Genomic DNA, 21,043 nt, shown 5'->3' with positions numbered 1-21,043 from the left:
AACAAGACATGGCAAAAGAATATAGCCGTACCCAACGTATTGGCGATCAGATGCAGCGCGAGCTGGCACAGCTGATCCGTCGTGAAGTCAAAGACCCGCGCGTGGGTCTGGTCACCATTACTGCTGTTGAAGTCAGCCGTGACGTCGGTCACGCCAAGATCTTCATCACCGTGATGGGGCAGGATAATGCTGAAGACATCGCCCAGAGCATCAAGGTGTTGAACTCGGCAGCGGGTTTCCTGCGCATGCAACTGGCGCGTGAAATGAAACTGCGCAGCGTTCCACAGCTGCACTTCCACTACGATGAAAGTGTCGTGCGTGGCGCTCACCTGTCCGCCTTGATCGAGCGTGCAGTGGCTGAAGACAATCAGCACCCTGAAACCACTGCTCCCGAAGACACCAAGGAGTAACCGGTGGCTCAGGTCAAGCGTATCCGTCGTAACGTCAGCGGCATCATCCTGTTGGACAAGCCTCTTGGATTCACTTCCAACGCGGCCCTGCAGAAAGTTCGCTGGCTGCTCAATGCCGAGAAGGCAGGGCACACCGGTAGTCTCGATCCATTGGCCAGCGGTGTATTGCCGCTGTGCTTTGGCGAAGCCACCAAATTTTCGCAATACTTGCTCGATTCCGACAAGGGTTATGAAACCCTGATGCAATTGGGCAAGACCACCACCACGGCAGATGCTGAGGGTGAGGTTTTACAGACTCGCCCAGTGACCGTTGGTCGTGCCGATATCGAAGCTGTTTTACCCAATTTTCGTGGGAAAATCAGTCAGATACCGCCGATGTACTCTGCACTCAAGCGAGACGGACAGCCGCTTTACAAGCTGGCCCGTGCAGGCGAAGTGGTGGAGCGTGAACCACGTTCTGTTACTATTACACGCCTCGAATTACTGGCCAGCGAAGGCGACACTGCGCGCTTGGCCGTCGACTGCACCAAAGGCACCTATATCCGTACCCTCGTGGAAGATATCGGTGAGCAATTGGGGTGCGGTGCATACGTTGCAGAGTTGCGTCGTACGCACGCCGGACCTTTCAGCTTGGCCCAAACGGTCACGCTGGAAGAGTTGGAAGCGGTGCATGCCGAAGGCGGTAATGAAGCGGTAGATCGCTTCCTGATGCCATCGGACAGCGGGTTGCTGGACTGGCCGTTGCTGCACTTCTCGGAAGCCAGTGCTTTCTATTGGCTCAATGGTCAGCCGGTTCGTGCTCCGGATGCTCCGAAGTTCGGTATGGTGCGGGTACAAGATCATAACGGTCGCTTCATCGGGATCGGTGAAGTGAGCGAAGACGGGCGCATTGCGCCGCGTCGACTGATTCGGTCGGAATGACCGGAACCAGGCTGCTTCGGGATGTAATACTCTTGGGGCAGATTGGAATGAGGGTGGCTGTTATTAGGCACGGTCACATCTCACATTTAAATACGAGGATTTGTCCTCGGCCTATTGGATCTGTCTTGCTTGCAAGCAGGCCCTAATTGAAAGGAAAGCCAAATGGCACTTACAGTTGAACACAAAGCAGAAATCGTAGCTGACTACCAGCAAGCTCCAGGTGATACAGGTTCTCCAGAAGTGCAGGTTGCACTGCTGACCTTTAACATCAACACGCTGCAAGGTCACTTCAAGGCAAACAGCAAGGATCACCACTCCCGTCGTGGTCTGATCCGTATGGTAAACCAGCGTCGCAAGCTGCTGGATTACCTCAAAGGCAAAAACGTTGAGCGTTACAAAACGCTGATCGCTCGCCTGGGTCTGCGTCGCTAATAGCGATGTTGCTAGAGGCTGGTTGTCTGTCGTGCGTTTGCGGGTTTCCCGCAAGCGGACGGCAGGCTTCCAGCCTCAAGTTTTATCTGGACTAGCCGGATTCTTACGAAAATTTGCCGCACGGGCTGTTTTCGTAAGCATCTTGAGTCGGGTCAATACCCGATGTTGCACATGACTTTCGCAAGAAACCCGTTCCCCAAGAGCCACAAAGAAGGTAGGACACCGTGAACCCGGTTATCAAAAAATTTCAGTTCGGTCAGTCGACCGTTACTCTCGAGACTGGCCGTATCGCCCGTCAGGCTTCCGGCGCAGTATTGGTCACCGTTGACGACGACGTCAGCGTGTTGGTGACTGTTGTCGGCTCCAAGCAAGCTGATCCAGGCAAGGGCTTCTTCCCTCTGTCTGTTCACTACCAGGAAAAAACCTACGCCGCGGGTAAAATCCCAGGCGGTTTCTTCAAGCGTGAAGGTCGCCCTTCCGAGAAAGAAACCCTGACGTCGCGCTTGATCGACCGTCCGATCCGTCCGCTGTTCCCGGAAGGTTTCATGAACGAAGTGCAGGTTGTCTGCACCGTTCTGTCCACCAGCAAGAAAACCGATCCGGACGTCGCTGCGATGATCGGTACTTCGGCTGCCCTGGCAATCTCCGGTATTCCTTTTGATGGTCCGATCGGCGCTGCCCGCGTTGCTTACCACGAAAGCACCGGCTACCTGCTGAACCCGACTTACGAGCAACTGGCCGCTTCGAGCCTGGACATGGTTGTTGCCGGTACTTCGGAAGCCGTATTGATGGTTGAATCGGAAGCCAAAGAGCTGACCGAAGACCAGATGCTGGGCGCAGTACTGTTCGCCCACGACGAATTCCAGGTAGTTATCCAGGCTGTTAAAGAGCTGGCTGCCGAAGCTGCCAAACCAACTTGGGACTGGGCTGCGGCTCCAGAAGCTACCGAACTGCTGGGCGCTATCCGTGCCGAGTTCGGCGAAGCGATCTCCCAGGCTTACACCATCACCGTCAAGGCTGACCGTTACACTCGCTTGGGCGAGTTGAAAGACCAGGTTGTTGCCAAGCTGTCCGGTGAAGAAGGCCAGCCTTCTGCCAGCGAAGTCAAAGCTGCTTTCGGCGAAATCGAATACCGCACCGTTCGCGAAAACATCGTTAACGGCAAGCCGCGTATCGATGGCCGCGACACCAAGACTGTTCGCCCTCTGAACATCGAAGTTGGCGTACTGCCGAAGACCCACGGTTCGGCTCTGTTCACCCGTGGCGAAACTCAGGCTCTGGTTGTTGCAACTCTGGGTACTGCCCGTGACGCACAGCTGCTGGACACCCTGGAAGGCGAGAAGAAAGACCCGTTCATGCTGCACTACAACTTCCCTCCGTTCTCGGTAGGTGAGTGTGGTCGTATGGGTGGCGCTGGTCGTCGCGAAATCGGTCACGGCCGTCTGGCCCGCCGTTCGGTTCAGGCCATGCTGCCTGCTGCTGACGTGTTCCCGTACACCATCCGTGTTGTATCGGAAATCACCGAATCCAACGGTTCCAGCTCGATGGCATCGGTTTGCGGTGCTTCCCTGGCACTGATGGACGCTGGTGTTCCGATGAAGGCACCGGTTGCCGGTATCGCCATGGGTCTGGTTAAAGAAGGCGAGAAATTCGCAGTTCTGACCGACATCCTGGGTGACGAAGATCACCTGGGCGACATGGACTTCAAAGTAGCTGGTACCGCTAAAGGTGTTACCGCGCTGCAGATGGACATCAAGATCAAGGGCATCACCGAAGAAATCATGGAGATCGCACTGGGCCAAGCCCTGGACGCTCGCCTGAACATCTTGGGTCAGATGAACCAGATCATTGCCGTATCGCGCAACGAGCTGTCGGCTAACGCTCCGACCATGATCGCGATGAAAATCGACACCGACAAAATCCGTGATGTTATCGGTAAAGGCGGCGCGACCATCCGTGCAATCTGTGAAGAAACCAAGGCTTCGATCGATATCGAAGACGACGGTTCGATCAAGATCTTCGGCGAAACCAAAGAAGCAGCAGAAGCAGCGCGTCAGCGCGTTCTGGGCATCACCGCAGAAGCCGAGATCGGCAAGATCTACGTGGGCAAGGTTGAGCGTATCGTCGACTTCGGCGCATTCGTAAACATCCTGCCAGGCAAAGACGGCCTGGTTCACATCTCCATGCTGAGCGATGCTCGTGTTGAGAAAGTGACTGACATTCTGAAAGAAGGTCAGGAAGTGGAAGTACTGGTACTGGACGTGGACAACCGCGGCCGTATCAAGCTGTCCATCAAGGACGTAGCTGCTGCCAAGGCATCGGAAGCTTAATAGCCCCCGATACCTGCTTTGAAAAAAGGATCCTTCGGGATCCTTTTTTTATGCCTGAAGAAAAGTCGGGCGATAGGCCATGAGTGCAAAGCCGCAACTTGCATGCAGTTTTGCGGGGTGTCATGCATTTTGCACGACATACAGATTATTGAATAATTATAACTTGTTGATTTATAAGGATTTATTTTAAATTTAAAGTTGGCACAGGCCCTGCAACAGTACAGATAACCCTGCAGCTGGAAGACGGCGCAGATTTTGAAGAAGACAGGAGTTACTCGTATGAAGAAGTTCGCTATCGCTGCCGCAACTGCCACCGCTCTGACCCTGACTATGGCCAACGCCGCATTTGCTGCTCAAGCGACCACCCAAGCCCCGATGGTCGTGGCTGCTGGCGAAGTAACCAAAGCCAAGGAAGCCACTTCTGATACCTGGATCACAACCAAAGTGAAAGCTGACCTGGTTACCGAAAAAGGCATTCCGGGTACTGATATCAAGGTTGAGACGAACAAAGGTGTTGTTTCCCTTTCTTCCATGGTGCCAGTGACTGAGGCGCAAAAAGAGATCGCAGTTGCCATTACCAAGAAAATCAAAGGCGTTAAAGCTGTCTCGGCTGATGGCTTAAAAGCTGAATAACCCACTCTTGCTCGTAGAACCGGGGGAAGCAAAGCTGCAGCAGGTCATTTAAGCAGTACGCCTGCAGGCTTTGAAACAAGGTTCATGCGACGGCCATACGGATGTGGCCATTACAGCCCTCGGCGCTCTGCGTCGGGGGCTGTTCTATTTGGGCGGAGGGTACGAAAATCCTTGTAGCCGCTGCCGGAGGAACGAGGCAGTGTCCGGCTGCGCAGCAGTCGTAAAACCATAAGCCTCGTTCCTTGCGCAGCAGCCACACAGGTGCGGGGTTCTGGTTTATTCGCTATCCAGATGCAGCGGCGAGATTACCCTGCCATCGCTTTCGGCTTCGCCCAGGGTGGCATCGATAAAGTACACGCGGTCATCAGCCAACTGGCCTTGATCGACCAGGAAGTCCTTGATGCTGCTTGCGCGGTCCTGGCCCAGTTGGCGCAGCAGTACTTCGCTTTTGCTCCAGAACTCGACCAGAGCGGCGCTCATTTTGGCGGCCCGTTCATCACGGCTCAGGTCAGCCCATTCGGCAGGTGGCTGTTGTTTGAGGCGGGTGCGGTAAATACCTTCGAGTAACGGCCCCTTCTCTTCATCCGGGACCTTGAGCAGCGATGCTTGGGCAGGCACCTTGTCGCCACGGCGCTGGAGAATCTTGTAGTAGTTGTATTGGTACTCGCGCTCAAGACGATCTTGAGCGATATGTGGCCCATCGCTGCTTTGTGCGGCCGTGCCTTCAATTTCAAGGCGCAAGGCCGGGCGTTGTTTCAATGCATCGGCCAGAGTAGTGAGCGCTTTTTGTGCCTCAGGGCTCAGCTCGCTTGATCCTGGCGCGAATGACACTGTACCCAGGTCCTCGGAGCCACCGCCGGTGATCAGCCCGCCAATGAACTTGAAGGGCGCCTGTGCCGCGCGTACCACCAGGTTGCGCAGGGTTTGCCATACAATTGGCATCACGCTGAACTGCGGGTTGTTCAGGTCGCCAGTCACCGGCAGCTCAATGGATATCCTGCCGTCGCTGTCCTTGAGCAACGCAATCGCCAATTTCAGTGGCAAGTTGACGGCGTCCGGGCTGTCGACTTTCTCACCCAGTTGCAATTGCTCGATCACTACCTTGTTTTCAGCCTTGAGCTGACCTTGGGTGATCAAGTAATGCAGGTCGAGGTTCAGACGGCCCTTGCGGATACGGTAGCCAGCAAATTTGCCGGAGTAAGGCGTCAGGGTTGTCAGTTCGACACGTTTGAAACTAGTGGCGATATCGAGGCTAGCCATCGGGTCAAAGGGATTGACGCTACCTTTGATGGTGACAGGGGCGTAACGGTCGACCTTGCCTGCGATATTCACACTCGCCGGTTTGGCCTGACGACTGTCAATGGTACCGATCTGGCCGTTGAGTTGTTGAACCGCGGTCTGGAAGTTCGGGGTCAGGCTGAAGTCGGCAAAGTTGGCCGAACCGTCATTGATCGCGATGCCACCCACATGGATGCCCAGTGGTTTGCTCTTGCTGGCAGCCGGTTTGGCACCGCTGCCAGCGGGTTGCGGGATCAGCAGGTCATCGACGTTAGTAGTGCGATCATCGTTGATCATGAAGCGCACATAGGGTTTTTCGAAGTTGACCCGGGTAATCGACAGGCTTTCACCGTGCTGGTACTTAACGTCTTCCAGTACCAGCTTTTGCCATTTGAGGAAGTCGCGGTTTTTCAGTGTGTCCAGTGTGTGCAGTTGATCGACCTGAGCACGCCCAGCCACGGTAAAGGCCAGCGGCTCGGTACTTTTAAGATCGACCGCGAGGTCGCTGCCGAGCATGCCGCTGCGTAGCTCAAGGCGAATAAACGGGTCGATATAGGCCTGCGCTACACGCAAGTCGATATCCTTGGTTGTGACCTTGAGCCTGGCACTTACCGGGCTCAGGTTGACGTCGCCGCTGGCGGTGAGCTTGCCTTGCTTGCCCACACCCGTGTCGAGGTTGAGAGTGAAGGGTGAGCGGTTCAGGCTGTCGAAGTTTTTCAGGTTCAGGTTGAGCGGGCCAATATCCAGCGCCACTGGGGTTTTAGGCTCCTTGTCGGCGAGGTGTACCCGATAGTCGCGCAGCTCAACGTCCTTGAGCAGCACTTGCCATGGCTTGCTCGGTGCAACGGGGGCAGGTTTTGGCGCTGCAACTGTCACCACGTCATCCGTTTTGTGCGGGACCTTTTCGGGTTGGCTGGCAAACAGCTTTTGCCAGTCCAGTTGGCCGTCTTTCTCGCGAGCGGCCCAGGTTTCGAGATTCTGGCTGTTGATCTTGCCGACGACGACTTGCTGCTTGGCCAGATCTACAGTGGTGTCGCTGATATCCAACCGTTCCAGACGTGCCAAAGGGCGTCCGTCAGGGGCATTGATTTTAAAGGGTGCGATGCTGGCTGAGGCGTTGCTCAGCACCATCTCGGTTTCTTTGGACAGGTTCAGGGTGTAATCGGTGCTGAAGTTCAGCACCCCGTCTTCGAGTACCAGTGGTAGCGCATCGCGCACATAGGGCCACCAGACTTTCATCTTGGCATCGGTGACTTTCAGTTTGCCGGTAGAGGTGATGGGCACCAGGCTCAGCGTACCGCTCCAGTCAATCCGCCCGCCTGCCGGACCAGCAGCCACCAGGGTCATGTCGGCGTTGTCATCGGGCAAGGTGCTGAGGTTTTTTAGCTCAAGGTCCATCGAGTCGTACAGAAATTCGATAGGCTCGCTGGGACGCATATCGGTGAAGTGCAGGTAGCCCCCCGCCAGTTTGATGTTGTCCAGACGTACCGGGAAAGGCTTGCTGTCGGGATCGCTCGGGGTGGGCTCACTGGCCGGAAGCTTGAACAGCTGAGTCAGATTGAGCGTACCGTCCTTGTTGAACAGCAGCTCGGTTTTGGGCTTGTCCAGCTGAACATCCGCCAGGTGCAAGGCTTTTGTCCACAGGCTGTCTGCTTGCAAATTGGCATACAAACGGTCAAACCCGACTTGCTCCTTGCCCGGTTCGCCAACTTTCAGCCCCCACAAAGTCAGCTCCAGGCTGAACGGGTTGAACTCCAGCCGGTCAAGTTTGGCGGGTACCGTGGCGTAGTTGGCCAGTTGCTGGTTGATGATGCGCAGGCCAACGCCCGGCAAAATCAGGAAGCCAAGCACGCTGTAAAGTGCGATAGCAATCAGCACGGCGCCGAGGGCGCGGATCAATCCTTTGAGCATGTGGGGCGTCGTCTATAGCAGTCGGGAGTGCCTTGGAGTATGGCACGCGTTTCTGGTTCCGAGACGAGCGCCATAAACACAGCACGTTTTTAAAATTGAAGGATCAAGGTTTTCAGCGGTGGCTGCTGATCCAGGGACGGGAAGTCACTGGCGGGGGGCAATACCTGCCAATCGCGAACCGGGCGGCCTGCTTTCTCGGCGCAACGCAAAACCTGTTCGCGCCAGTCGTCCATGCTGACTTTCGCCAGGTTATTGCAGCAGATCAGCACGCCGTCTGGCGCGGTGGTCAGCACTGCGGGCTTGAGCAGGCTTTGATAGTCGCGCAGCAGATCGACCGTACCAAACGCGCTCTTGGCCCATGCAGGCGGATCGAGCAACACCAGATCATACTCACGCTGATCCATGCGCGGGTAGGCAGGCAGCTTGTGGCGGCGCTGAATAATCGGCAAACCTGCCAATTGGCGGATGGCCGCAAAATAGTCCGACTGTACGAATTTCATTTTCGGTAATTGCGGGTTCAGCAGGCCGTTTTCGCGGCCCACCGCCAGATTGCCTTCAGCGAAATCCAGGTTGCAAACTTCACTGGCGCCCCCTGCCGCAGCACTCAGGCCGACGCCGCAGGTGTAGGAAAACAGGTTGAGTACGCTTTTACCGGCGCTGTGTTGCTTGACCCAGCCGCGAGCATTGCGCAGGTCGAGAAACAGCAACGGATCTTGTCCAGCATGGCGCCCGCGTACACGGTATTTCAGGCCCCGCTCGTGACCGACCGTGTCTGCCAGTGCCGCTTCATCGGCGCGGTATACGGTGTCTTCGCGATCAATACGTGAATTGCCTTGGGAGCGGTCGTTGTAGACCAGCATCAGGTCTAGGCCCAAGTGACGATTGATGGCTTCGTGCAGTTGCAGCAGATCATCGCGCTCAAGGCGCTGATGGAAACTTTGCACCAGTAGCTGTGGGCCGTAACGGTCGATGGTCAGGCCGCCAGCGCCCTCCTGGCTGCCGTGAAACAGGCGATAGCAGTCAGTGCCCTGAGTATGCAACTCGGCCAGCAATTGATGACGGTTATCGAGGGCGGCGCGCAGCGCCTGATTCAAGGAAGACATGCGATGCGCCTTGGGGAATGGATAAGGCGCGGCAGTTTAACAGAAGCGGGGGCAGGGAGGTCTTGAACCTGTGGGGGCTTGCCCGCGATGGCCGCGACCCGGTTTCAGCCAAGCCCCATGCGCCGCCGCGCCCGTTGTACTGAACCATTGCGTACGGCCCAGCGCAGGATCGGCGCGGTGCTGCTGACTTGCGCCCGCACCAGTTTGCGAACCAGCGGGCGTTGCTGCAGCCCCAACTGATCGCTGGCCCAGTCCGGTAGCAAATCAATCCCGGCCTTCATCATCAGTGCGCCAAAAGGCTTGGCCAGCAGGCTGGGGGAGGGGGCGTTGAGCAACAGGCGAATCACTTCATGACTACGTTCATCACAGAGTAATTGTGGGCGGATGCCTTCGAGGTAGTCGGCGATTTGCTGGCGTGAACGCGGGACATTTGTAGCTCCCAGGCGTTCAGCGATCATGGCTATTTCGTCGTAGTAACGGTCCTGATCTGCGCCGGACAAATGCGGGTTGCGATAGCGCAGGTGGGCGGCGAGGAAGTTGCTGACTTCAGCCACATGCACCCAGGTCAGCAACTCGGGATCGCTGGCGGCATATGGGCGGCCGTCGAGGGCGGTGCCGGTGACTTGCAAATGGATGGTACGCACTTTGTCGATCAGCCAGTTGGCATCGCCAGTAGCGCCGAAGGTAGTGCCAGAAATGAACTGCCCGGTGCGGCGTAGCCGACCCAGCATGTCTTGACGGAAATTGGAGTGGTCCCACACCCCGGCCAGGGCCAGTGGGTGCAAGGCTTGCAGCATCAAGGCGCTGATGCCGCCAATCAGCATGCTGGTGAAATCACCATGCACCTGCCAACTGATGGAATCCGGGCCAAACAGGCCGGGGTCGCCCTTGGGGTTTTCGAGGTCGAGCTGGCCGAGTGAAAGCCCGGTCAGGCTCATGATCTGGCGTTCGATGGGAATGCGGATGAAATCCATGGAGCCTCGATTGTGCCGGCCAGTCGAGGGACTGGCCGGCTATCAATCAACCGCGATGACGACCGCGGAAGTAGTTGATCAGACCTTGGGTCGAAGCATCATCGGCTGGCTCTTCGATGCTGCCGGTCAAGCGGTTGTAAACACCCTTGCCCAGCTCTTTGCCCAGCTCAACGCCCCATTGGTCGAAGGCGTTGATGCCCCAGATCACGCTTTGCACAAAAACCTTGTGCTCGTAGAGCGCAACCAGTGCACCCAGACGACGCGGGCTGATGCGTTCAACCACCAAGGTATTGCTCGGACGGTTGCCCGGGATCACCTTGTGCGGTGCCAGTTTTTGCACTTCTTCTTCGCTCATGCCTTTGTCGCGCAGCTCGGCCTCGGCCTCTTCGCGGGTTTTACCCAGCATCAGGGCCTGGCTTTGCGACAGGCAGTTGGCATACAGCCACTGGTGGTGATCGGAGACCGGGTTGAAGCTGACAATCGGCACGATAAAGTCGGCCGGGATCAGCTGTGTGCCTTGATGCAGCAACTGGTGATAGGCGTGCTGGCCGTTACAGCCCACACCACCCCAGATCACCGGACCAGTGTCGGTGGACACCGGGGTGCCGTCCTGGCGCACGCTCTTGCCGTTGGATTCCATATCCAGTTGTTGCAAGTGCTTGGTGATGTTGCGCAGGTAGTGGTCGTACGGCAGGATCGCGTGGCTTTGCGAGCCCCAGAAGTTGCCATACCACACACCCAGCAAGGCCATCAGCACCGGCATGTTCTGCTCGAACGGTGCGGTCTGGAAGTGCTGGTCCATGCTGTAGGCACCGGACAGCAGCTCTTTGAAGTTGGACATGCCGATTGCCAGCGCAATTGGCAAGCCAATGGCCGACCACAGCGAGTAACGCCCACCGACCCAGTCCCACATCGGGAAGATGTTTTCTTCACGAATACCGAATGCTACGGCCGCCGCGTTGTTGCTCGACACAGCGATAAAGTGGCGATGCAGTTCGGCTTCCGATCCGCCTTGGGCCAAGTACCAGGCCCGTGCCGCCTGAGCGTTTTTCAAGGTTTCGAGGGTGTTGAAGGATTTTGACGAAACGATGAACAGCGTGGTTTCTGCGCGCAGTTTTGCGGTCAGTTCATGGAACTCACTGCCATCGATGTTCGCCAGGTAATGGCAGCGCACGCCTTTCTGGGCGTAGGACAGCAGAGCTTCAGACACCAGCTCAGGGCCAAGGAAGGAGCCACCAATGCCGATGTTGACGATGTCGGTGATCGGCTTTTCGGTGTAACCGCGCCACAGGCCGTCGTGAATCCGGCCGACCAGCTCGGTCATCTGGTTCAGGACTTTATGCACCTCGGGCATGATATTCACGCCGTTCACCGACAGCTTGTCGGCAACCGGGCGGCGTAGCGCGGTGTGCAAGGCTGGGCGGCCTTCAGAGGCGTTGACGATTTCACCGCCGAACAACGACTTGATCGCACCTTTGAGGTCAGCCTCATTGGCGAGGTTGACCAGCAGATCGCGGGTCTCGTTGTCGATCAGGTTTTTCGAGTAGTCCAGAAACAGCCCGCAGCTGCTCAGGGTGAATTCTTCAAAACGTTTGGGGTTGCTATTAAACGCGTCGCGCATGCTGAAATTTTGCATGCCGGTGCGGTGTAGTTTCAACGCTTGCCAAGCGGGCAGAGCGGTAACGTCATGAGGGGTGCGGTAGTACGCCATCGCTGCGGATATCCTTTTTGCTTGAACTGCCTTTGGACACTGAAAACGCCTGCACCTTTTTATTATCGAGGTGCTCGGTCGGTCTGATTCTGCACGTCAGCTAGAAGCAGGGCGATTACAGTAACTCTCTCGCCTGCTTCTGTCTTGGCTTTGTCTGACAACAATCGGTAACTTTTGTCACCGCTATGTCACATAAGCTGAAACGTTTCAGTGTTTTTTATTGGGTGCGGGTCATTCCGCGGGTCCGCACAGTCGGCTCTGTCAGAGCGCGCTGTCGAGGTTTAAGTGTACGTTGTCGATTAAACGGGTGGCCCCCAGAAAAGCCGCGACCAAAATTACCAGGTCACGATCAGTGGCCTGGGCTGGAAGCAAAGTCTGTGCGTGGCGGACTTCCAGGTAGTCGGGGCGAAAACCAATGGCTTCGATTTGCGCCAGATGTTGGTTCACCAGCGTCGCGTAATCGCGCTCACCGGCTTCAATGGCGTGTGCCATCTCGCTCAGGTGACGGTACAGCGCTGGCGCCAGGGCTCGTTGCTCTGGTGTCAGGTAACCGTTGCGCGAAGACAGCGCCAGGCCGTCGTCGGCGCGTACGGTGGGTTCGCTGATGATCTGGATTGGAAAGTTGAGGTCGTTGACCATTGCGCGAATGACTGCCAACTGTTGGTAGTCTTTTTGCCCGAAGATGGCCAGATCCGGCTGAACCATATTGAACAGCTTGCTGACCACGGTGGTCACGCCATCGAAATGCCCCGGGCGGCGACTGCCGCACAGCTCATTGCTCAGCGTGGCAGCGGTGACACGGGTCAGGCCGTCCATGCCGTTGGGGTACATCTCTGCGACGGTCGGGGCGAACAACAAATGGCAGCCCGCCTGCAGGAGTTTTTCCTGATCGGCTGCCAGGGTGCGCGGGTAGGTGTCGAGGTCTTCGTTGGCACCAAATTGCAGCGGGTTCACAAAAATGCTCGCTACTACAAAATCAGCCTGCTGCGCGGCGGTTGTCACCAGGGCCGCGTGGCCGCTGTGCAGATTACCCATGGTCGGAACCAGGGCGATCTGTTTGCCTTCGCGGCGTGCGCGGGCGACAGCTGCGCGCAGTTCGCGAACGGTTTTTACTGTGTTCATGCGCTGAATCCATGTTCGGTGCCAGGGAAGCTGACGGCTTTGACTTCAGACACGTAGGCGCTGAGGGCGGACTGGATGTCAGGCTGGCCGGTCATGAAGTTTTTCACGAACTTGGGCACGCGACCGGTCAGTGAAAGACCAAGCATGTCGTGCAGCACCAGGACCTGACCGTCGGTGTCGCTGCCAGCGCCAATGCCGATTACCGGAATTTTGACCGCGTGGGTGATTTCTGCCGCCAGTTCGCTTGGCACGCATTCAAGCAGCAGCATGGCTGCGCCTGCCTGCTCAAGTGCAATGGCATCGGCGCGCATTTGGCGGGCCTGATTTTCGTTGCGGCCTTGCACCTTGTAGCCGCCGAGCACGTTGACTGTCTGCGGGGTCAAGCCCATGTGCGCGCACACGGGAATACCGCGTTCGGTCATGGCGCGAATCGATTCCGCGAGCCACACGGCGCCTTCGACTTTGACCATATGTGCGCCAGCTTTCATCAGCAGGGCGCTGTTGTTCAAGGCTTGTTCGAGTGTCGCGTTAGCCATAAAGGCCATGTCCGCGAGAATCAGGGCGTCCTGGTTGCCGCGCTTTACGCAGGCTACGTGGTAAGCCATGTCCGTGGTCGTAACAGGCAATGTGCTGTCATGCCCTTGTAGAACCATGCCCAGGGAGTCGCCTACCAGTAACACTTCAACACCGGCCTGATTGCAGGCGTGGGCAAAGGTGGCGTCATAGCACGTCAGCATGGTGATTTTTTCACCTTTTTGCTTAAGGCTTTGCAGGGTGGTCAGGGTAATAGCTGGCATGAAAAGGATCCTCGTCAGGCAGTGTGATAACCACTGCAAGTAACGCGTGTGATTCATCGTTATGAACAGGCACACCTTTCTGGAGGGTGCTTATAAAGCCTGCTTTTCACATTGCGCCATCCAGTGGATGGCTGCGGGATGCCTATAGTCGTGACGAGCTCACAGGAAGTCAATTCCGGGTGTTACCGCAGAGGTGTTACCCGGGTATTGATTCGATTCAGCTTTAAGGCGCGATGCGCTCGAGCCCGATGAAAGGGCAGTCGGCGAGCAATTGCGACAGTGTGCGGCCATCGGCAAGTTGCAGCGATGCTGGCGCCAGTTCGGCCAGTGGGTACAGCACAAAAGGGCGGGCGTGCATGTGGTAGTGCGGGACCTTGAGGCGGGGTTCGTCGATCAGGCGATCGCCGAACAGCAGGATGTCCAAATCCAGCGTACGCGGGCCCCAGCGCTCGTGGCGCTCGCGACCTTGGTCAAGTTCGATGGCTTGCAGAGCGTCCAGCAGGTCCAGCGGCGCCAGGGTGCTGTCGATGGCAGCCACGGCATTGGTGTAACGCGGTTGGCCGGGCAGTAGCGAATCGCTTTGATAGAACGCTGAAACCCCGACGAATCGGGAGTCAGGTAATTGCGCCAGTGCCTGGACAGCACTGCGCAATTGATCTGCCGGGTCAGCCAGATTGCTGCCCATTCCAATGTAGATACGTTCCATCGCTTATTCGTCCGCGGCGGCGCTACGTTTGCGCTTGGCACCGCTGGTACGACGACGCTTGCGCGGTGCTGGTCCGGTGCCATCTTCCTTGGCATTGCTCAAGTCGCGAATCATGTCGCGGCGACCGCTGTCATTGGCGTCCTGATAGTCAGTCCACCATTGGCCCAGTCCGTTGGTTTCTTCACCTGCGCTTTCACGCAACAGCAAGAAGTCATAGCCGGCACGGAAACGCGGGTTGTCGAGCAGCATGTCGGCACGTTTGCCACTGCGGCGCGGCAGGCGCTCCTGCATGTCCCAGATCTCGCGAATCGGCATCGTGAAACGTTTGGGAATAGCAATCCGCTGGCATTGCTCGCTGATCAGCTCGTGCGCAGCTTCCTGCATGGCAGGGATCGCTGGCATACCGCGGTCCTGCAAATACATGACGCGGGCTGGCAGGGCAGGCCAGAGCAAGGCGGCAAACAGGAAGGCCGGGGTCACCGGTTTGCCCTGTTTGATTCGCAGATCAGTGTTGCGCAAGGCTTCGCTGATCAGGGTGTGGGTGTACGTCGGATTGTGTTCCAGTGCTTCGGCGCTGGCCGGGAACAGAGGATCGAACAATTCGAGGTCGACCAGCATTTCAAAGGTGTCTGAAGCGTTACCCGAGAGGAACAGCTTGAGTACTTCTTCGAACAGCCGTGCAGACGGGATCTCGCGCAGCATTGGAGCCAATTCACGAATCGGTGCCGCGGTGTGTTTTTCGATGCCAAAGTTGAGTTTGGCGGCAAAACGCACTGCGCGCAGCATACGCACCGGGTCTTCCTGGTAGCGCTGTTGCGGATCGCCAATCAGGCGCAGCAAGCGGTTGCGAATGTCGTGTACGCCGTTGGCGTAATCGAGGATGCGCTCGCTGACCGGATCGTAATACAGGGCATTGATCGTGAAGTCACGACGCTGTGCGTCTTCTTCAAGGGTGCCGTAAACGTTGTCGCGCAAAATGCGCCCGCTTTCGTTACGAGAGGACTGGTTGCTGTCTTCCTCTTCGTCGTTTTGCGGGTGATTGGCACGGAAGGTCGCGACCTCAATGATTTCGCGGCCAAAGTGGATATGCACCAATTTGAAGCGCCGACCGATGATTCGCGCATTGCGAAACTCGGCGCGCACTTGCTCCGGCGTGGCACTGGTGGCGACGTCAAAGTCTTTTGGCGTGATGTTGAGCAGCATGTCGCGTACGCAACCGCCGACCAGGTAAGCCTGGTAACCGGCGTTCTGCAGGCGTTCGACGATATTGACCGCGTAGCGGCTGAACTGGGCACGTTGCAGCGAATGTTGGCTGCTGTTGAGCACTTCAGGGGTGCTGCGCAGTTGTTGCGTACGACGCTTGGGGGAACGGAGTGACTGGAACAGCTTCTTCAGCATGGGATGCACTGTTTGAAGGAATGTTCGGCCAAAACGAAGAATGACCGCATGATGGGCGGGGATTCTAGCATTTAGTCAGGGGATGGTGTAGGACGCTGAGCCAGTCTTGCGAGCGAAGCTGCAAGCTGCAAGCAGAAAAAGCGCTAAGAAGGGCGGCTTAGAGGGGTAGGGGGATTTGTTAAATCGCAGGAAGCACAAGGGGAGCCGAAGCTCCCCTGGAATTAGTTGCGTGCTCTATTTTTATTATTGATTGCGGGCTTTTTGTTTTTGTTAATCGCCCTGGTTACAAAGGTCTGGCCTGTGCAACCCTCCCAATCGGGAGATAAGAGCAAACGGATTGCTTTGGTCGCTGTGTTGATGTGATCAATGATCCAACTAGTTCAGGCTCTGCTTTAAGTGCAGTTTTTGTTGTTCTCTGCCTAGTCGTGGGGCAAGCCCCATTTACAACGCCTCTCCAAAACAATCAGTTAGCTGCGCCTCCGCCGTGTTGTTCTTGTTATGCGTGAGCCGATACGTCTTATTTTTATTATGTGCTGCTGTGATTCTTATTGTTCTTGTACGGATACATATAGCATGAGGCGTGCCAACTTTTGCGCGGCCCAGCAAAATAAGGGGTTTTAAGGTTTTTTGCTTTTTCAAGGGCAAAAAAAAGCCGGGTCATCGTTACCGTAAGACCCGGCTTTTGTTACGTGATTTAACTGAGGTAACAGTTTTTTTACATTTAGCAGTGTTACCTAGCCTTCGCTTGGCACGCCGGTTTTGCGCCGCGGGATCCCCAGGCGCTGGCGTCGCTCCCACAAACACTTGCGGCTGACCCCCAGTTTGCGGGCCAGTTCGGTCTCGGTCATGTGGTCCTGATGCTCAAGCACGAAGTGCTGGAAGTAGTCTTCCAGTGACAGGTCTTCGGTCGGATCAAGGCTGGTGTTACCGCTGCCGATGCTCTGCTGCGGGGCCAGGCCGATGAAGTCATCGTCTTGCAGGTCGCTCAGTTCAATATCGATACCCAGCAGTTCGGCCGAAATTTCCGGGCTTTCGCACAGGATCACTGCACGCTCGACTGCGTTTTCCAGTTCGCGAACGTTACCCGGCCATGAGTAATGGCTGATTGCACGTTCGGCATCGGGGGCGAATTTCAGGTCGGTGCGACCTACACGTGCGCTTTGACGGGCGAGGAACGCGGTGGCGATTTCGTTGACGTCGGCGCCACGCTCGCGCAAGGCAGGCAGTTTGAGTGCGATCACATGCAGGCGGTAGTACAAGTCTTCGCGAAACTGGCCCACCTTGGCCAGGCTTTTGAGGTCACGGTGAGTCGCCGCAATCAGGCGCACGTCAACTTTTTGCGATTGCACGGAACCTACGCGGCGTATTTCGCCTTCTTGCAGCACGCGCAGCAGGCGCGCCTGTGCCTCAAGCGGCAGTTCGCCGATTTCATCAAGGAACAGCGTGCCACCATCGGCGGCTTCAACCAGACCGGCACGTCCAGCGCTGGCGCCGGTAAATGCCCCTTTTTCGTGGCCGAACAGCTCGGACTCGATCAGTGACTCGGGGATAGCGGCGCAGTTCACCGAGATCATCGGCGCCTTGGCGCGTCTGGACAGGTTGTGCAGAGCGCGCGCGACCAGCTCTTTACCGGTCCCTGACTCACCCTGGATCAATACATTGGAGTCTGTTGGCGCTACTTTGCGGATCTTGCTGTACATGTCCAGCATTGGCGGGCAGGAGCCAATGATGCCAATTTCACCGTTGCTGTTATCTACCGTGTTTTTGTCGGCGATGCCCGCTTTGGCAGGACGCTCGGCAGGCACGCTTTGGGTGTTTTGCCGATCACGCAGAATGCGCGCTACCGCTTGCAGCATTTCGTCATGATCAAAAGGTTTGGCGATGTAGTCGACGGCGCCCATTTTCATCGAGTCAACGGCCGAGCGCAGGCTTGCATAGCTGGTCATGATCAGCACCGGCTTGCCTTGGCCAAGCTTGATCAGCTCGGTACCTGGAGCGCCTGGCAGGCGCAGATCGCTGACAATCAAGTCGAACGAGGGAATGCTGAAACGCTCCTGAGCTTCTTGCACCGAGCCAGCCTCGCTGACCTGGTACTGGTTACGCTCCAGTAAGCGGCGTAACGCGGAGCGGATGATGGTTTCATCTTCGACGATCAAAATATGCGGCATTGATTCAGTTCTCTCGACGGTCTCAGTTCACAGCGGACGTCGCTTCGACATGACGCGGTAGTGTCACCCGGATACGGGTTCCGCGTTGGCTGATAATGTCAGCCGGGCTGTCGATGGTGATTTGTCCATAATGCTCTTCAACGATGGAATAGACCAGTGCAAGGCCCAGACCGGTGCCTTCGCCAGGGTCCTTGGTGGTGAAAAACGGTTCGAACAATCGGTCCATGATGTTCTTCGGAATGCCTGTGCCTTCGTCTTCCACGATGAGGTCGACAGTGTGCTCGCTGGCTTCGGTCTTGACCCTGACTGCACTCCCCGCAGGCGAGGCATCGCGGGCGTTTGACAGCAGGTTGATCAACACTTGGGCGAGTCGCTGCGGATCACCATCAATCCAGTGGTCAGGGTCGCAGAGGTTGTAAAACTGCACTTCAAAATTGCGTCGGTTCAGGGCCAGCAAACCGATGGCATCCTGGGCCACTTCGGCCAGACAGACGGGCTCATCATTGTGCTGATGACTGCCAGCATGGGCGAAGCTCATCAAGGACTGCACGATGCGCGAAATACGCTTGGTCTGCTCAAGAATCTGGCTGCTGATCTCAGTCAGTTCGCTGTCGTCCTCGCGTTCTTCGCGAAGGTTTTGCGCCAGGCAGGCGATGCCGGTCACCGGGTTGCCGATTTCGTGAGCCACGCCCGCTGCGAGGCGGCCGATACTGGCCAGCCGCTCGGAGTGCACCAGTTTGTCTTCGAGCATCTGGGTTTCTGTCAGGTCTTCGACCAGCAACACCAGACCGCTGTTGCCCGGAGCCAGGGGTTCGTCAATCGCGGCCTTGTGCAGGTTGAGCCAACGGGTTTGACCGTCGAGAGCCAGGTGCTGCTTGTGCAAGTGTTCGTCAGGCAGGTCGATAAAACCTTGCAGCAGTTCTCGCCACGGGTCGCCCAGGGTACTCAGGCGCGAACCCACCACGCGCTGTGCCGGGATGCCGGTCAACTCTTCCATGGCTTTGTTCCACATCAGGATCTCTTGATCCTTGGCCAGCGAGCAAACGCCCATGGGCAGTTCTTGCAGGGTCTGGCGGTGATAGCGGCGCAAGGCATCGAGCTCGGCTGCAAGACCTGTGAGGCGCGAGTGGTAGTCTTCAAGCCTGCTTTCGATAAAGTGAATGTCTTCGGTGACGTAGTTTTCACCGCCTGACTTGTAGGGCAAAAAGGTCTCGACCATATCCTGGGCGACGCTGGGGCCCATCAAGCCGGAGAGGTTGGCTTCGATACGGTCGCGCAGGCGGCGCAAGGCATAGGGGCGGCGCTCATCGAAGGGCAGGAACAGGTCGCGTAGCGCTTGCTCGACTTCTTTTTGCGCGGCCTTGGCTCCCAGGGGTTTGGCCAGTTGGGTGGCGAACTCTTGCGGTGAAGCGGCGTGCAGCTCGCGGCGTTGCGGGCGGCGCACGTTGTCGACTGCGCAAGCTTCGGCGGCGCTTGCCTCTTCAGGGCTGGCGTTGGTGAACAGCGAAATCAGGGTGAACATCAGCACGTTGGCCGCCAAGGACGCAATGGCCGCCATGTGCCAACTGGTGTCGTCCAGCACGTAGATCATGTTCAACCACGGGATATAAAAGCCCTGGAAGTTGCCAATCAGCGGGAACAGCATACTGGCCATCCACACCAGAATCCCTGCCAGCAACCCGGCAATAAAGCCGCGTCGGTTGGCGGTCGGCCAGTACAGCACCGAGAGCACGCCAGGCAGGAACTGCAACGTGGCGACAAAGGCCACGATGCCGAGGTTGGCCAAATCTTGTTCGGCGCCCAACAGCAGGTAGAAACCATAGCCAGCCATGATGATGGCAACGATCAGTGCGCGACGGGTCCACTTCAGCCAGCGGTAGATGTTGCCTTCGGCAGGTGGCTGATAAAGCGGCAGCACCAAGTGGTTCAGGGCCATGCCCGAAAGCGCCAGGGTGGTGACGATAATCAGCCCGCTGGAAGCCGAAAGCCCGCCCACATAAGCTAATAGCGCCAAGGGTTTGTTGTTGGCTGCAATACCGATACCGAGGGTGAAGTACTCGGGGTTGGTAGTGGCGCCCAGCTTGAGGCCGGCCCACAGAATCAGTGGCACGGCGAGGCTCATCAACAGCAGAAACAGGGGCAGGCCCCAGCTGGCGCTGACCAGCCCGCGAGGGTTGAGGTTCTCGGTGAAGGTCATGTGATACATGTGCGGCATCACGATGGCCGAGGCGAAAAACACCAGCAACAGGGTACGCCACGGCCCTTCTTGCAGCGGCGTGTGCAGGGCGGCGAGCGCCGTCTGGTTTTGCAGCAGCCACACTTCCAGCTGTTGCGGGCCATCGAACACACCATAAAGCGCGTAGAGGCCGACGCCGCCAATGGCGATCAGCTTGATCACGGACTCAAAGGCAATGGCGAATACCAGCCCTTCGTGTTTTTCTCGGGTGGCGATGTGCCGTGAGCCGAAGAAAATCGTAAACAGGGTAATCAGCGCACAGAAACTCAAGGCCACGCGGTGTTGCACCGGTTCGCGGGTGAGGATGCTGATGGAGTCGGCCACGGCCTGGATTTGCAGGGCCAGCAGCGGTAACACACCAATGAGCATGAAAATCGTGGTCAGCGCACCGGCCCAGGTGCTGCGAAAGCGGAAGGCGAACAGGTCTGCCAGCGATGAGAGCTGATAGGTGCGGGTGATTTTCAGGATCGGGTAAAGCAGCACTGGCGCCAGCAGGAAAGCCCCGGAAACACCGAGGTAGCTGGATAGAAAGCCGTAGCCGTATTCGTAAGCCAGGCCTACGGTGCCATAAAACGCCCAGGCACTGGCGTAAACGCCCAGCGACAGTGTGTAGGTCAGGGGGTGGCGAATGATTGCACGCGGGATCATGCCGCGTTCACTGATCCAGGCTACGCCAAACAGCACCCCCAGGTAGGCGGCGCTGATCAGGATCATCTGGGTCAGGCTAAAGCTCATCGGCATCTTTTTGGCTCTGAAGAATAAAGGTCACAACGATCAGAATCAGCCAGAGCAGATAGGGCCTGTACCAGGCGCCTGTCGCATCGATCCACCAATCCATGATGGCGGGAGAAAACAGGTAGATCCCGACAACCAGCAACAGGACCAATCGATAGATATACATCCCGCCCTCACT

Annotated in this window: 16 protein-coding genes; 5 read left to right on the top strand and 11 right to left on the bottom strand. The window is 57.1% G+C overall.

From position 1 onward, the window contains the following. Nucleotides 1-8 precede the first annotated feature (8 nt). The 5 genes from rbfA to V6L79_RS24020 all read left to right on the top strand — a co-directional run bounded on the left by rbfA (nucleotide 9) and on the right by V6L79_RS24020 (nucleotide 4,726). The gene (gene rbfA / locus V6L79_RS24040) at nucleotides 9-410 is read left to right on the top strand and encodes a 30S ribosome-binding factor RbfA (RefSeq protein WP_261739730.1); all 402 of its coding nucleotides are present in this window, start codon (nucleotides 9-11) and stop codon (nucleotides 408-410) included. A gap of 3 nt (nucleotides 411-413) precedes the next feature. Then, nucleotides 414-1,331 carry a tRNA pseudouridine(55) synthase TruB gene (gene truB, locus V6L79_RS24035; protein WP_261739729.1) on the top strand — a complete coding sequence of 306 codons (918 nt, stop codon included), beginning with the start codon at nucleotides 414-416 and terminating at the stop codon, nucleotides 1,329-1,331. Between the two features lie 162 nt (nucleotides 1,332-1,493). Then, entirely contained in the window at nucleotides 1,494-1,763 is a 270-nt protein-coding gene (rpsO, locus tag V6L79_RS24030; protein ID WP_261739728.1) for a 30S ribosomal protein S15, read from the top strand. Between the two features lie 224 nt (nucleotides 1,764-1,987). Beyond that, nucleotides 1,988-4,093, top strand: coding sequence for a polyribonucleotide nucleotidyltransferase (gene pnp / locus V6L79_RS24025; RefSeq protein ID WP_019825928.1), 2,106 nt, complete (start codon nucleotides 1,988-1,990; stop codon nucleotides 4,091-4,093). Nucleotides 4,094-4,372: 279 nt separating this feature from the next. Then, nucleotides 4,373-4,726 (top strand): BON domain-containing protein, encoded by a 354-nt coding sequence (locus V6L79_RS24020; RefSeq protein WP_095002557.1) that lies wholly within the window; start codon nucleotides 4,373-4,375, stop codon nucleotides 4,724-4,726. 276 nt (nucleotides 4,727-5,002) lie between these two features. Here V6L79_RS24020 and V6L79_RS24015 read toward each other — a convergent pair whose 3' ends face one another. From V6L79_RS24015 to V6L79_RS23965, 11 genes are all read right to left on the bottom strand, one after another. Beyond that, complete coding sequence (locus V6L79_RS24015) at nucleotides 5,003-7,915, bottom strand: DUF748 domain-containing protein (RefSeq protein WP_338579596.1); 2,913 nt, start codon at nucleotides 7,913-7,915, stop codon at nucleotides 5,003-5,005. Nucleotides 7,916-8,004: 89 nt separating this feature from the next. Then, entirely contained in the window at nucleotides 8,005-9,018 is a 1,014-nt protein-coding gene (locus V6L79_RS24010) for a class I SAM-dependent methyltransferase (protein WP_338579595.1), read from the bottom strand. A gap of 104 nt (nucleotides 9,019-9,122) precedes the next feature. Then, complete coding sequence (locus V6L79_RS24005; protein ID WP_321834571.1) at nucleotides 9,123-9,992, bottom strand: oxygenase MpaB family protein; 870 nt, start codon at nucleotides 9,990-9,992, stop codon at nucleotides 9,123-9,125. A gap of 46 nt (nucleotides 9,993-10,038) precedes the next feature. Beyond that, nucleotides 10,039-11,703, bottom strand: a complete 1,665-nt coding sequence (pgi, locus tag V6L79_RS24000; RefSeq protein ID WP_261739724.1) for a glucose-6-phosphate isomerase — start codon at nucleotides 11,701-11,703, stop codon at nucleotides 10,039-10,041. Between the two features lie 261 nt (nucleotides 11,704-11,964). Continuing rightward, nucleotides 11,965-12,825: a pantoate--beta-alanine ligase gene (panC, locus tag V6L79_RS23995; RefSeq protein ID WP_261739723.1), complete on the bottom strand. Its 861-nt coding sequence runs from the start codon at nucleotides 12,823-12,825 to the stop codon at nucleotides 11,965-11,967. After that, a complete protein-coding gene (gene panB, locus V6L79_RS23990) occupies nucleotides 12,822-13,622 on the bottom strand; it encodes a 3-methyl-2-oxobutanoate hydroxymethyltransferase (protein ID WP_261739722.1) in 801 nt (266 codons plus the stop codon). The genes panC and panB overlap by 4 nt, the downstream gene beginning before the upstream one ends. A 223-nt stretch (nucleotides 13,623-13,845) precedes the next feature. Next, nucleotides 13,846-14,328 carry a 2-amino-4-hydroxy-6-hydroxymethyldihydropteridine diphosphokinase gene (gene folK, locus V6L79_RS23985; protein ID WP_321834566.1) on the bottom strand — a complete coding sequence of 161 codons (483 nt, stop codon included), beginning with the start codon at nucleotides 14,326-14,328 and terminating at the stop codon, nucleotides 13,846-13,848. A 3-nt stretch (nucleotides 14,329-14,331) separates the two neighbouring features. After that, the gene (locus V6L79_RS23980) at nucleotides 14,332-15,726 is read right to left on the bottom strand and encodes a polynucleotide adenylyltransferase PcnB (protein ID WP_261739720.1); all 1,395 of its coding nucleotides are present in this window, start codon (nucleotides 15,724-15,726) and stop codon (nucleotides 14,332-14,334) included. A gap of 734 nt (nucleotides 15,727-16,460) precedes the next feature. Next, a complete protein-coding gene (locus tag V6L79_RS23975; RefSeq protein WP_261739719.1) occupies nucleotides 16,461-17,894 on the bottom strand; it encodes a sigma-54 dependent transcriptional regulator in 1,434 nt (477 codons plus the stop codon). 22 nt (nucleotides 17,895-17,916) lie between these two features. Next, complete coding sequence (locus V6L79_RS23970) at nucleotides 17,917-20,871, bottom strand: sensor histidine kinase (protein WP_261739718.1); 2,955 nt, start codon at nucleotides 20,869-20,871, stop codon at nucleotides 17,917-17,919. Further along, nucleotides 20,855-21,031: a hypothetical protein gene (locus tag V6L79_RS23965; RefSeq protein WP_003176118.1), complete on the bottom strand. Its 177-nt coding sequence runs from the start codon at nucleotides 21,029-21,031 to the stop codon at nucleotides 20,855-20,857. Before V6L79_RS23965 ends, V6L79_RS23970 begins: the two co-directional genes overlap by 17 nt. Nucleotides 21,032-21,043: the final 12 nt, after the last annotated feature.

It is taken from the genome of Pseudomonas sp. ML2-2023-6, from assembly GCF_037055265.1.
In the GTDB taxonomy this organism is placed as follows: Bacteria; Pseudomonadota; Gammaproteobacteria; order Pseudomonadales; family Pseudomonadaceae; genus Aquipseudomonas; species Aquipseudomonas kulmbachensis.
This window is presented reverse-complemented; position numbering and strand designations above follow the sequence as displayed.

What these genes read in the sequence shown, in the direction of transcription:
- V6L79_RS24010 (WP_338579595.1), bottom strand. Translation starts at nt 9,018, where the DNA reads ATGTCTTCCTTGAATCAGGCGCTGCGCGCCGCCCTCGATAACCGTCAT.
- rpsO (WP_261739728.1), top strand. Translation starts at nt 1,494, where the DNA reads ATGGCACTTACAGTTGAACACAAAGCAGAAATCGTAGCTGACTACCAG.
- rbfA (WP_261739730.1), top strand. Translation starts at nt 9, where the DNA reads ATGGCAAAAGAATATAGCCGTACCCAACGTATTGGCGATCAGATGCAG.
- V6L79_RS23965 (WP_003176118.1), bottom strand. Translation starts at nt 21,031, where the DNA reads ATGTATATCTATCGATTGGTCCTGTTGCTGGTTGTCGGGATCTACCTG.
- V6L79_RS24005 (WP_321834571.1), bottom strand. Translation starts at nt 9,992, where the DNA reads ATGGATTTCATCCGCATTCCCATCGAACGCCAGATCATGAGCCTGACC.
- folK (WP_321834566.1), bottom strand. Translation starts at nt 14,328, where the DNA reads ATGGAACGTATCTACATTGGAATGGGCAGCAATCTGGCTGACCCGGCA.
- panB (WP_261739722.1), bottom strand. Translation starts at nt 13,622, where the DNA reads ATGCCAGCTATTACCCTGACCACCCTGCAAAGCCTTAAGCAAAAAGGT.
- V6L79_RS24020 (WP_095002557.1), top strand. Translation starts at nt 4,373, where the DNA reads ATGAAGAAGTTCGCTATCGCTGCCGCAACTGCCACCGCTCTGACCCTG.
- V6L79_RS23970 (WP_261739718.1), bottom strand. Translation starts at nt 20,871, where the DNA reads ATGCCGATGAGCTTTAGCCTGACCCAGATGATCCTGATCAGCGCCGCC.
- pgi (WP_261739724.1), bottom strand. Translation starts at nt 11,703, where the DNA reads ATGGCGTACTACCGCACCCCTCATGACGTTACCGCTCTGCCCGCTTGG.
- V6L79_RS23980 (WP_261739720.1), bottom strand. Translation starts at nt 15,726, where the DNA reads ATGCTGAAGAAGCTGTTCCAGTCACTCCGTTCCCCCAAGCGTCGTACG.
- V6L79_RS24015 (WP_338579596.1), bottom strand. Translation starts at nt 7,915, where the DNA reads ATGCTCAAAGGATTGATCCGCGCCCTCGGCGCCGTGCTGATTGCTATC.
- V6L79_RS23975 (WP_261739719.1), bottom strand. Translation starts at nt 17,894, where the DNA reads ATGCCGCATATTTTGATCGTCGAAGATGAAACCATCATCCGCTCCGCG.
- panC (WP_261739723.1), bottom strand. Translation starts at nt 12,825, where the DNA reads ATGAACACAGTAAAAACCGTTCGCGAACTGCGCGCAGCTGTCGCCCGC.